Source organism: Sphaerisporangium sp. NPDC004334 (genome assembly GCF_053602655.1).
Window position 1 is genome coordinate 42462 of sequence record NZ_JBSGDZ010000033.1, and the last position, 11380, is coordinate 53841.

General features: G+C 73.0%; 11 protein-coding genes. 3 read left to right on the forward strand and 8 right to left on the reverse strand.

Annotation, left to right across the window (positions count from 1 at the left end):
* Positions 1-172 precede the first annotated feature (172 nt).
* From ACWEN6_RS33925 to ACWEN6_RS33935, 3 genes are all read right to left on the reverse strand, one after another.
* Positions 173-1231, reverse strand: coding sequence for a hypothetical protein (locus tag ACWEN6_RS33925; RefSeq protein WP_452576016.1), 1059 nt, complete (start codon positions 1229-1231; stop codon positions 173-175).
* The gene (locus ACWEN6_RS33930; RefSeq protein ID WP_380831741.1) at positions 1228-1776 is read right to left on the reverse strand and encodes an RNA polymerase sigma factor; all 549 of its coding nucleotides are present in this window, start codon (positions 1774-1776) and stop codon (positions 1228-1230) included. Before ACWEN6_RS33930 ends, ACWEN6_RS33925 begins: the two co-directional genes overlap by 4 nt.
* 170 nt (positions 1777-1946) lie before the next feature.
* Positions 1947-2579 carry a TetR/AcrR family transcriptional regulator gene (locus ACWEN6_RS33935; RefSeq protein ID WP_452576018.1) on the reverse strand — a complete coding sequence of 211 codons (633 nt, stop codon included), beginning with the start codon at positions 2577-2579 and terminating at the stop codon, positions 1947-1949.
* A gap of 60 nt (positions 2580-2639) precedes the next feature.
* On the opposite strand from ACWEN6_RS33935, the gene ACWEN6_RS33940 reads away from it, so the two are divergent.
* Complete coding sequence (locus tag ACWEN6_RS33940) at positions 2640-2984, forward strand: hypothetical protein (RefSeq protein ID WP_452576020.1); 345 nt, start codon at positions 2640-2642, stop codon at positions 2982-2984.
* A gap of 47 nt (positions 2985-3031) precedes the next feature.
* Here ACWEN6_RS33940 and ACWEN6_RS33945 read toward each other — a convergent pair whose 3' ends face one another.
* Positions 3032-4408 carry a helix-turn-helix domain-containing protein gene (locus tag ACWEN6_RS33945; protein ID WP_452576022.1) on the reverse strand — a complete coding sequence of 459 codons (1377 nt, stop codon included), beginning with the start codon at positions 4406-4408 and terminating at the stop codon, positions 3032-3034.
* Positions 4409-4664: 256 nt separating this feature from the next.
* On the opposite strand from ACWEN6_RS33945, the gene ACWEN6_RS33950 reads away from it, so the two are divergent.
* Positions 4665-5525, forward strand: a complete 861-nt coding sequence (locus tag ACWEN6_RS33950) for an ATP-binding protein (RefSeq protein WP_452576024.1) — start codon at positions 4665-4667, stop codon at positions 5523-5525.
* A 30-nt stretch (positions 5526-5555) separates the two neighbouring features.
* Here ACWEN6_RS33950 and ACWEN6_RS33955 read toward each other — a convergent pair whose 3' ends face one another.
* The 4 genes from ACWEN6_RS33955 to pgsA all read right to left on the reverse strand — a co-directional run bounded on the left by ACWEN6_RS33955 (position 5556) and on the right by pgsA (position 8892).
* Positions 5556-6092, reverse strand: a complete 537-nt coding sequence (locus tag ACWEN6_RS33955; RefSeq protein WP_380831780.1) for a hypothetical protein — start codon at positions 6090-6092, stop codon at positions 5556-5558.
* Between the two features lie 5 nt (positions 6093-6097).
* Complete coding sequence (locus ACWEN6_RS33960) at positions 6098-7255, reverse strand: glycosyltransferase family 4 protein (RefSeq protein ID WP_452576026.1); 1158 nt, start codon at positions 7253-7255, stop codon at positions 6098-6100.
* 43 nt (positions 7256-7298) lie between these two features.
* Positions 7299-8201, reverse strand: coding sequence for a phosphatidylinositol mannoside acyltransferase (locus ACWEN6_RS33965; protein ID WP_452576028.1), 903 nt, complete (start codon positions 8199-8201; stop codon positions 7299-7301).
* Positions 8202-8292: 91 nt separating this feature from the next.
* Positions 8293-8892 (reverse strand): phosphatidylinositol phosphate synthase, encoded by a 600-nt coding sequence (pgsA, locus tag ACWEN6_RS33970; RefSeq protein WP_452576030.1) that lies wholly within the window; start codon positions 8890-8892, stop codon positions 8293-8295.
* Between the two features lie 299 nt (positions 8893-9191).
* Here pgsA and ACWEN6_RS33975 point away from each other — a divergent pair, with 299 nt between their 5' ends.
* Entirely contained in the window at positions 9192-11336 is a 2145-nt protein-coding gene (locus ACWEN6_RS33975; RefSeq protein WP_452576032.1) for an elongation factor G-like protein EF-G2, read from the forward strand.
* Positions 11337-11380: the final 44 nt, after the last annotated feature.

Below are 11380 nucleotides of genomic sequence, written 5' to 3' on the forward strand. Positions count from 1 at the left end.
TTACCTATGCAGGCCCTGGCGAATACGCAAGATCGGTCGTATCACCCGAATCGAGGGCAAGTCGTTGCCAGTACTTGCCGCAATCCCTACCAAGGCCCCGTGGCCTACGGCCTGCCCTCCCGACGCGATGAGCCTCCTTGGCCGCCGGGACCTGCTCTGGCCCGGCTCGCCGTCAACCCAGGGCGGGTGGTGGGGCGCTCCCGTTGTAGAAGGGATTCTCGGGCAGGCGCCCGGGCGTGACCAGCAGTCGGACTACCCCGGCCTTCACCTGCCAGGCGTTCCACACCGTCCAGCCCCCGCCCACCCGGTCCGCGGGCAGCGGCTCGAAGGACAGGCCGCCGGTCTTCGGGTCGATCCGGATGAGGCTGAACACCGCCGACAACTCGCGCTTGCGCGCCTCGGCGAGGATCTCCCCGACCGGGCGGCCGTCCCGCAGGCGCACCCCGTGGAACATCCCCCCCGGCGCCAGGGCCGCGTCGAAGTTGGCGTACTCCTCCCCCGGCCTGGCCTGGCGGCCGATCCGGACGTCCACCCTCCCGGTCAGCCCGGCCGGGACCCGGATCACCATGACGCAGCCGGCGGACCGTCCGGGCTCGCACCCCCGGGGATCGGTTCCCAGCGTCAGCGGGACGCCGCCGAACCGGGGGCCGGAGGGATCCGGCGTGGCCTGCCGGTCGGGAGCCTCCTTCCCCCCGACCGCCATGCCGAGCATCGTCCCCTCGTATCCCGGCGAGACCGGCACCGGGCGCAGTTCGACCCGCAGGCCGACCGCCCGGAAGGCCTCGGTGTACAGGGCGTACTCGGCGAACGGGTCCTTGATGCGGGCGACGTACTGGTCGCCGTCGCGTCTGATGTCCACCGCCGCGTTGGCGTAGGACACCGCGACACCGCCTCCGTCCCGCACCAGGCTCGGCCCCACGACGACGCCCGTCGCGAGCAGGGCCGCGGCGGTGAGGCCGAGCGCCAGGCGGCGGGGACCGGGCCGGAGGGACCGGTGCCGCCGCCCGGCCAAGGGCCCGGTCAAGGGGGCGCCTGGGCTCCCTGCGGCCACCGCCTCCGGCCGCGTGACGACCGTGTCCGGCCCAGGGACCGCCGGCGCGTCGGCCCGCCGGCCCGTGATGGAGGCCAGCAGCGCCTGCGCGCCCGCGCCGGACCCCCCGCTTCCCTTTCTTCCGGGCTCCACCCGGGCCAGCGGCCGCAGCAACCGGCTGATCTCTTCCGCGTCGTTCACAGCGGCCTCCCCGCCGGGATCATCCGGCTGCCCGTCGTCAGGTGGACATCGGCCGCGCTCAGCGCGGCGGCGAAGCGCCTGCGCGCGCGGTGCAGCCTGACGCGCACCGCGTTGCGCGACACTCCGAGCATCGTGGCGATCTCGTCCCGGCCGAGCCCTTCCCAGGCGACCAGCGACAGCAGCTCGCGATCGTCGTCCGGCATGCTCCGGAACACCGCCGCGACCGCCCTCAGCTCGGCGCCGGCCTCCGGCGGATCGCCGTAGAGATCGGCCATCTCGGCGTCGAGCTCCACGTCGCGCATCCGCCGGCGGACCGACTTGCGGCGCTGGTCGGCCAGCACCCTGCGCGCCACGCCGTACAGCCAGAGCCTGGCCTCTCCGCCTCGCGGCAGGTCGGCCAGCTTGCGCCAGGCGATCGCGAAGGTCTCGGCCACGACGTCCGCCGCGTCCTGCGGCGAGTCGCAGCGCCGCACCGCGTAGGCCGTGATCTGGTCGTAGCACTCCCTGTAGACGGCCTCGAACCGGGCCACCTCGTCATCATCCACGCGCCGTCCCCATGGCGTCTCCTTCGTCAGTACCGGATGCGGACATCCCGTACATGGCTCGAGCGGACCCATCATTTCCGGCGAGCTACGCCAGGACGGCGGTCATGGTGCGCCGGCCGCCTGGCACCGCAGGCTCGCCGTCCGCTATGAGGCCGGTCGCCACATCGCCGTCATCGACGACCGGCCGCCGACCTCGCCTCGCGACCGGCCCTCGGTGGGGGGCACGCGTCGTCCAGCGCGGCGCGGAGGATCGCGTGGGCGTTCGCGCGCAGCATCTCGGCCGCGTCCTCCCGGGTCAGGCCCGCCACGTCGATCAGCCAGACCAGGGCCTCGATTCCGGTGGCGGCGCGGATCGCGATCGCGAGCCGCCGGGTGTCGAGGTGCGGCCGCAGCGGGACCAGGGCGTCTTCGATCCAGCCGATCGCCCGGCCCTGGCGGAGGGTCGGGCTCGGTGCGCCGGGCTGGAGCGCCAGGCGCAGCGAGGCGCGCAGTTGCGGCTCCCACTCCAGGGTGAGGCGGATGAACTCCCTGATCGCGAGGTCCAGGCGGGCGGCTGGGTCGTCCGGGGCGTCGTCGGGCAGGAGCGAGGACCGGCCGGTCTCGGGATGGGCGGCGGCCACGAGGGCCGACCGGTTGGGGAAGTACCGGTAGGCGGTCGTCCGGGAGATGCCGGAGGCGGCCGCGGCCTCCTCGACGCTCGGCTCGTGCCCGTCGGCGAGGAGGCCGCGGGCGGCGTCGAGGAGTTCGCGGCGGGTGCGCGCCTTCTGGCCGGTGCGGCCGGTCGCCTCGTAGGGGACTTCCATTCGTTCACGGTACTACGTATCCTTCATGGTACTGATATCCCATGAAGGGCCGGAGGTCCCATGAGCATGGATCCAGCCGTCACCGACCCCGCCCTCTACACCGTGATCTTCGAGAACGAACGCGTCAGGGTGCTGGAATACCGGGACCGTCCGGGCGACAAGACCTCACCCCATTCCCACCCCGACACCGTCATGTATCCGCTCGCGTCGTTCCGCCGCCGTGTCTCCAGCGGCGACCGCGCCGTGGAGGTCGCGCTGGAGCCCGGTGCGATCCGGTGGGTCGCCGCCCAGACCCACCAGGGCGAGAACATCGGCGACACCCCGTCGCACGCGCTGTTCATCGAGCTCAAGGAGCCCGCCCCCGCCCCCTCCCCGGGCACCGCGCTCGGCCCGGAGGAAGGCTGAGGGGATCTAGAGGCCATCCGCCCTACTACGCGTCGCGGGGGCTCCCGTCAGGCGGTGAGCTCGGCGGCGAGGTGGGCGCGGAACTCCTTGACGTGGACCGTGTCGGCGTAGGGGGTGAGGCGGTCGGAGAACCGCCTGACGCGCTCGACGGCCCGAACGGAGGTCAGCGACCGGGCCGCCGGAATCGCCGTCCGGGCCATATCGACGGCCCGCTCGACCTCTCCCATGCTCAAGTAGGCGTCGGCGGCGTTCACCCGGTTCAGCTGCGCCGAGCGTGGCCGGGCCTCCGCGAACTCGCGTACCGCCAGTTCGGCGCAATCGGCGGCCCGCTCGTGCTCGCCCAGCAGTTCCCAGCACATGCCCGCACGGGCGATCAGTTCCGGCTCGTCGTTCCAGGTGGCCCAGGCCGGGTCGCGGTCGCTCCGGCCCCGGGCGTGGACACGCTCGGCCTCTGCGAGCTTCAACTGGACGGTGCGTGCGCCATGTCCGTCCCGGCTCTCGCCAGGCCGGGTCCGCAGTGCCGTCGCCCAAGCCTCCTCGACCAGCAACATCGCCGCCACCCATGGCGGCGCGTCCACGCGCCGGGCGGCTTCCACGGCGGCCCCGGTCAGCCAGACGGCCTGCGCCGAATGCCGCAGGTACAACGCCTGATGGGTCATGCCCTCCAGGATGAGGGAGCCGATCATCGGGTCGCTGCCCAGTTTCGCCAGTTTGAGGGCCTGTCCGAAGTACTGCTGCGCCTGCCCATGACGGTGCAGGTCGAACGCGGTCCACCCCGCCATCCCCGTGAGCCCCGCGGCGGCCGACATGAGGGCGGCGCCGACCTTCTCGGTGTAGCGGCCGCGGAGCAAGGGGTGGACCATGGTGCCGAGGTAGTCGACCACGGCGGGCCGGACCAGGCCGGCGCCGAAGCGATGATCCATCTCGCCGAACGCCTGCCGCGCCTCCTCGATGCGCTGGACGTCCGACAGGCCCACCGAGGGGCCGGAGCCGTCGTGGGCGGCGGAGGCGACCGGGGCGCCGTAACTCCAGGCCGACAGCCAGCTTCCGAGGGCCGCGGGCACGAAGGGCAGGGCGGCGAGCACATGACGGCGATCGGGGTCCATGTCGCACCTCCACAGGCGTCCGGCGGCCTCGACCGTAGCCGCGAGCGACAGGTCGCTGAAGTCCGGGCGGAGCCAGGCTTCCGTATCGACCGGGGCACCGCCTTCGATCCACCGCTCGACCTCGGCCGGATCCACCGCGAACACCTCGGCCATCCGCGCCCGGTACACCGGCCGGATCGCCTGCCTGCCGCGCTCCCAGCGGCTCCAGGTGGTCGGCGACACCCACAGCGCCTCGGCGATCTCCTCCTGGCTCATGCCCATCCGCCTGCGCGCCCGCGCCAGCTCCGGCCTTCCCGCACCACGCTTCGACCCGCCCACGACCACCTCCATGACCACGCGTAATCAGACGGCGACCCATTGTCAATAGGGACGGCACGGATTCCCGGCCCCCCGTCCGAAACGACCGGGAAACGACCACTGGGCGCGCAGACGCGCACGGCGGGCGACGGAAAGGTCCCCGGGACGCTTGGACGGCGCGGCGAACGGCGACGCCCGAGAGGGGACCTGTCCTGCGGGCGTTCGGTCGGGTCTCCTGCTGGAGCACCGTCGCCGAGAGCCGAGAAGGAGCAGCCCGATGCGGCCGATCCCCCACTGGTCAGCGGACGCACCCGGCGTCCCCTCAGGACGCCCGACGATCCCCGCCCAGAGAGACCCGGGCGCCGACGGGCGCACCGTCGCAAACCCCATGGACGGCATGAACGCCGGTCCTCGCCCCGGGCGGTCGGCCTCGGCCGGCACCTGCTGGGGCGAGGCGCCCCGGCGCGACCGCGTCCCCGAAGGGGACGGGCACGGACGCGTCATTGGAGGGGACGAGCACGGACGCGTCATCGAAGGAGATGGGCTCGGAGGCGTTCGCGAGGAGACCGCGGACCGTCGTGCCGCCGAGCGGGGAGCCGGTTTCGCCGCGACCGGCGGGGCGGGCGGGGAGTTCCCTTTCGCGCTGGTGAGCGTGGTGGTCGCGGTGCTGCATCCCGGTTCGGCGTGCCGCCGTGGCCGCGCCCTGGTCCGGGAGGCGCTCCAGGCCGAGGGGCTGTCCGGCGAGGAGGTGCTGGACGCCGAGACGATCGTGGCCGAGCTGGTGGCCAACGCCGAGCGGCACGGCCTGCCGCCCTACGAGCTGCGGGTCTATGAGCTCGGCGGCGTGCCGACCTGGTGCGAGGTGGTGGACGGCGACCCGGATCTCGGCTGGATCCCGGCCGTCCTGGGCCGTCGGCACGGGCGGGTGGAAGTGGATCTGTTCTCCGAAGGCGGCCGGGGGTTGGTGCTGACCCGCGAGCTGTCGCAGGGCCACTGCCGCGCGTACGTCACCACGGCCTTCGCCGGCGGCGAGCCCGCCAAGGCCGTGGCCTTCGCCCTGCCGACCCGATCAGGCACCCGCCTGACCTGCCCTCCGCTGCTGCGCCACGCCCGGTCCCGGGCCCGCCTGCTGCCCTGACCGGGACCGCCGGGCGCAGGTCTGCTGGGCTCAGGTCTGCTGGGCGAAGGAGGCGGGTTCGGCGTCGTCGATCTCGAAGAAGGACGGGGGGTCGGTGTGGCCGGCCAGCCGCAGGGTGCGGGCCAGCCAGCGGCGCTGGGCCCGCCGGGTCACCTCGGCGGCGTTGTTGTAGAAGCGGCGCGAGTAGATGACCTTGGTGACGGCGGTGTCCAGCTCGGCCGCCAGAGCGGCCCCCTCGGGGGTCTCGGCCAGGCGCTCCCTGAAGCGGTCCTGGTCCATGACGGCCCTGATCGTGCGCGACAGGTCGCTCTCGGCGTGCTCGCGCTCCTCCGGCCCCGCCGAGCGGGCCTCGTGGGTGGCCGCGGCCAGCACCAGGCTGGTGGCCGGGTCCAGCACCCGTGAGGCGGCCAGCTCCATGCACACGGCGGCCCGGCTGATGAGCGCGGCGTCCAGGGCGGCCCGCGCGGTCTCCAGGCGGATGTGCATGCGGTCCAGCCGGCCGGCCCGCCAGGAGATGTAGACGGCGGTCAGCACGATGACCGCGCCGACGACCAGGCTGATGGTCATGGCGCTCACAGGACCACTCCGCGGCTCTCCTCTTCGACGCCGCCGCTGGTGGTCGCGGCGACCGTCTCGTAGACGCGCACGACGTCGCGGGCCACCGTGGACCAGTCGTACTTGCGCACGGCCACGCGGGCCTCGTCGGACAGCTTGGCGCGCCGCTCGGGGTCGTCCAGCAGGGACGCCGCCTCGCGGGCGAGGGAGGCGGCGTCGCCGGTGGTGAACAGCGCGCCCGCCTGGCCCTCGCCGAGCACCTTGCGGAAGGCGGGGATGTCGCTTGCCAGCACGGTGGCCCCGGCCGCCATGGCCTCGGCGAGCACGATGCCGAAGCTCTCGCCGTGGGTGTTGGGCGCGCAGAACACGTCCACGGAGTGGTAGGCGCGGACCTTGTCCTCCTCGCTGACCATGCCGAGGACGCCCACCCGGTCGCGGAGCGCCGCGGGCACCTTCGACAGCACCTCGTCGGCGTCGCCCGGCCCGGCCACCAGCAGCCGCAGGCCGGGACGCTCAGGGGCGAGCCGGGCGAAGGCCTCCAGCAGCACCGGCAGGCCCTTGCGGGGCTCGTCCATGCGGCCGAGGAACCCGATGACGCCGCCGCCCGAGCCGCCGTCGGGGCCCCAGCCGGGCAGCGGCTCGGCGTCGGTGTACCGGCTGACCGTGACCCCGTTGGGGATGAGGACCGCGTCGCCTCCGATGTGCTCGACGAGCGTCTTCCGCGCGGCGTCGGACACGGCGATGCGGCCGGAGATCTTCTCCAGCGCGGTGTGCAGCACGGGCGCGGTGACGGCCACGACCCGCGAGCGCTGGTAGGAGGCGTGGAAGGTGGCCACGATGGGCCCGCTCGCCGCCCACACGGCCAGCAGGCCGACCGAGGGAACGGCCGGCTCGTGGACGTGCAGCACGTCGAACCGGCCCTCGCGCAGCCACTTGCGCGTCCGGCCGGCCGACAGGAAGCCGAACGCCAGCCGCGCCACCGAGCCGTTGTAGGGCACGGGGACGGCCCGGCCGGCGGAGGTCACGTAGTAGGGCAGCGGCGCGTCGTCGGAGGCGGGCGCGAGTACCGACACGTGGTGCCCGTCGGCGATGAGCGCCTCGGCCAGGTCGCGGACGTGGGCCATCACCCCGCCGGGGACGTCCCAGGTGTAGGGGCAGACCATGCCCACCCTCACGGCGCGCTCACCCCGCCCCGGGCAGGCCGGGCCGCGGGCGCGGTCACCGGGGCTCCAGGTCGTCCAGCCAGAGCCGCTGGAGCATGTGCCAGTCCTCCGGGTGCTGGGAGATGCCCTCCTGGAAGACGCGGGCCATGCTCTGGGTCATGATGGCGACCTTCTCCTGCCGCGTCCCCTCGGCCGGGACGGGGATCTCCTCGTGGATGTGGATCGCCCAGCCGGCGTCCTCGAACCAGATGGTCGCCGGGTGGAGCGCGGCGCCGGTCTGGACGGCCAGCAGCGCCGGGCCGGCGACCATGCGGGTCCTGCCGTCGAAGAAGTCGACCTCGATGCCCTTCTCGGTCAGGTCGCGCTCGGCGGGCAGGCAGACCGCGCGGCCGGCGCGCAGCCGCTGGGCCAGGGTGCCGAAGGCGTGCGCGGTGCCGCCGCCCTGGGCCGTCAGCGGCAGCACCTCCATGCCCAGGCTCTCGCGGAAGGCCACGAACCGCTCGTACAGCGACTCGGGCTTGAGCCGTTCCATGACCGTGGTGAAGGTGTGGCCGCTGTGGACCAGCCAGGCGCCGGACAGGTCCCAGTTGCCCATGTGGGGCAGGGCGAGCACGATGCCCCGGCCGCTGTCGAGGGTGTCGAAGATGCGCTCGCCGTGGATGGCGCGCGTGCCGGTGAGGATGCGCTCCTTGCCGATCACCGGCAGGCGCAGCGCCTCCATCCAGTAGCGGAAGTAGGAGCGCATGCCGGCCCTGCTCAGGTCGCGGACCGAGGGGTCGGCGACGTCCTTGCCGGTGACCCTCGCCAGGTTGGACTCAAGGCGGCGCACGAGCTTGCCGCGCCTGCGCCAGATGAGGTCGGCGATGAGGCGGAAGGCCCACGCGGCCACCGGCTCGGGCAGCTTGGGCACCAGCACCCAGCCGAGGTGGAAAGCCCATACGACGAGCCGATCAGTCAACGCGAGGTTCACCCCCATGGGTAGGTCACAGGCTCCGGCGGGGCGCCGGTCGGGACTTCAGGGCATCATCGCCGATGCGCGGCCCGTAGGTTCATGTTGGCACCGTCTGGCGGTAAACGTGCACGATGCGCTGCACGGCGGTGAACGCGCTGGCGGCGGCGAGCAGCCACAGGCCCGCGGCCAGGATGTAGGGCACGCCGAGTCCGCCGAGTCCGGCGGCGACCAGGACGACCACCAGGCGCTCGGAGCGTTCGGCCAGGCCGACATCACAGGTGAGGCCGAGCCCTTCGGCCCGCGCCTTGGCGTAGGAGACCACGGCCCCCGCGACCAGGCAGAACAGCGCGACGCAGGCCAGCACGGCCTGCCCGGTGGACATGAACCACAAGATCAGCCCGGCGAAGACGGCGGCGTCGCCGACGCGGTCGAGGGTGGAGTCCAGGAAGGCCCCGAACACGCTGCCGTTGCCGAGCATGCGGGCCAGGACGCCGTCCAGCAGGTCCGCCAGGACGAAGAAGGTGATGACGACCGACCCGAGGAACAGCTGGCCGCGCGGATAGAAGCCGAGGGCTCCGGCGGCGACCCCGAGCGTGCCGAGGACGGTGATGACGTTCGGGCTGATCCCCCGGCGGGCGAGCGCCCGGCCGAGCGGGGACAGGACACGGGTGACGGCGGGGCGCAGGAGCTTCAACATCGCCGTCCGATCGTAGCCACTCCGGCCGCGGGGTCCGAACCGAGCGCCGTCCCCTCACCTGGGCCGCTTCCCCTGACGGGGAGCGGCGCGGCGCGGGCCGGAGAACGGCGGGGAACGACCCGGGGAGCGGGTCAGGAAGTCCACATGTCTTCTCGCGAGCACTTTTGCCTTTAGACCCTTGTGATCCGCGCCGGACGGGTGAAGGGTGAATGCACCGCGCTCTTTTTCGGGCGGCGGGCGCGGCGGCGGACGATGCGACCGCGCGCGGCCGCATCTCACGGCGAGACGCGGGAGGCGTTATGCCAGAGAGAACAGCGGGAGCCGCGGGCAGGGCACCCTCGGCCGACCGGCCGGATGCCGTGCGCAACGTCGTGCTGGTCGGCCACTCGGGGTCCGGAAAGACGACGCTCGTGGAGGCCCTGCTGGCCGCGACGGGCACCATCCAGCGCACCGGCCGGGTCGAGGACGGCACGACCGTCAGCGACTTCGACGAGGTGGAGGTGCGCCAGCAGCGTTCGGTCAACCTGTCGGTGGCGCCGCTCACCTACAACGGCATCAAGATAAACCTCCTGGACACCCCCGGCTACGCCGACTTCGTGGGCGACCTGCGGGCGGGCCTGCGCGCCGCGGACGCGGCGCTGTTCGTGGTCTCCGCCGCCGAGGGCATCGACGGGCTGACGCGCATGCTGTGGGAGGAGTGCGCCTCGGTCGGCATGCCGCGCGCCGTCGTCATCACCAAGATCGACCATCAGCGGGCCGACTTCGACGACGTGGTCACCGCCTGCCAGGACGCCTTCGGCGACGGCGTGGCGCCCCTCTACCTCCCGGTGGTCACCAACGGCCACGTGAACGGCCTGATCGGGCTGCTGTCGCAGAAGTTCTACAACTACGCGACCGGCACGCGCACCGAGAACCAGGCGGGCGCGGCCTACCAGGAGCAGATCGACGCCTACCGGGGCACGCTGATCGAGGGCATCATCCAGGAGAGCGAGGACGAGTCCCTCATGGACCGCTACCTCTCCGGCGAGGAGATCGACACCAAGGTCCTGATCGACGACCTGGAGAAGGCCGTGGCCAGGGGCGGCTTCTACCCCGTGCTGGCGACGTGCGCCGTGCAGGGGTCGTGCGCGATCGTCGGCATGCAGGAGCTGCTGGAGATCATCACCCAGGGTTTCCCCTCCCCCATGGAGCACCCGCTGCCCGAGATCACCACGATCGGCGGCAAGCCGGCGCCGGGCCTCGCCTGCGACCCCGACGGGCCGCTGGTCGCCGAGGTGGTCAAGACCACCAGCGACCCCTACGTCGGCCGCATCAGCCTGGTCCGGGTCTTCTCCGGCACGCTGCGCCCCGACATGGTGGTCCACGTCTCCGGGCACGGCCTGACCGAGCGGGGCCACGAGGACCACGATCTGGACGAGCGCATCGGCGCGCTGTCCTCCCCGCTGGGCAAGCACCAGCGCACCACCACCAAGTGCGTCGCCGGCGACATCTGCGCGGTGGCCAAGCTCAGCCGGGCCGAGACGGGCGACACGCTGTCCGACAAGGACCAACCGCTGCTGGTGACCTCCTGGACCATGCCCGACCCGCTGCTGCCCGTCGCCATCCGCGCCAGGTCCAAGGCCGACGAGGACAAGCTCTCGCAGGCCCTCGGGCGCCTGGTGGCCGAGGACCCGACCCTGCGCCTGGAGAACAACCCCGAGACGCGCCAGCTCGTCCTGTGGTGCATGGGCGAGGCCCACGCGGACGTGCTGCTGGACCACCTGGCCAAGCGCCACGGCGTCGAGGTCGAGCGCGTCGAGCTGCGGGTGCCGCTGCGCGAGACCTTCGGCGGCAAGGCCCAGGGCACCGGCCGCAACGTCAAGCAGACCGGCGGGCACGGGCAGTACGCCATCTGCCACGTCGAGATCGAGCCCCTGCCCTCCGGCGGCGGCTTCGAGTTCGTCGACAAGATCGTCGGCGGCGTGGTGCCGAGGCAGTTCATCCCCTCGGTGGAGAAGGGCGTGCGGGCCCAGATGGAGCGCGGCGTGCTGGCCGGCTACCCGGTGGTAGACATCCGGGTGACGCTGTTCGACGGCAAGGCCCACTCGGTCGACTCCTCCGACATGGCCTTCCAGATCGCCGGGCAGCTCGCCCTGAAGGAGGCGGCGGCCAAGGTGCCCGCCCTGCTGCTGGAGCCGGTGGACGAGCTGTCGGTGCTGGTCGAGGACGAGCATGTCGGCGCGGTGATGTCCGACCTGTCCTCGCGCCGTGGCCGCGTCCTGGGCACCGAGCCGGTCGGCACCGGGCGCACGCTTGTCAAGGCGGAGGTCCCCGAGCTGGAGATCACCCGGTACGCCATCGACCTGCGGTCCATGTCGCACGGCACGGGCACCTTCCACCGCTCGTTCCTGCGGTACGAGCCCCTGCCCTCCCACCTGGCCGACAAGCTCAGATCGGCCGAGTAGTCCCCGCCCCGGCGGCCCCCCGGGCTCCACCGGGGTGCCGCCGG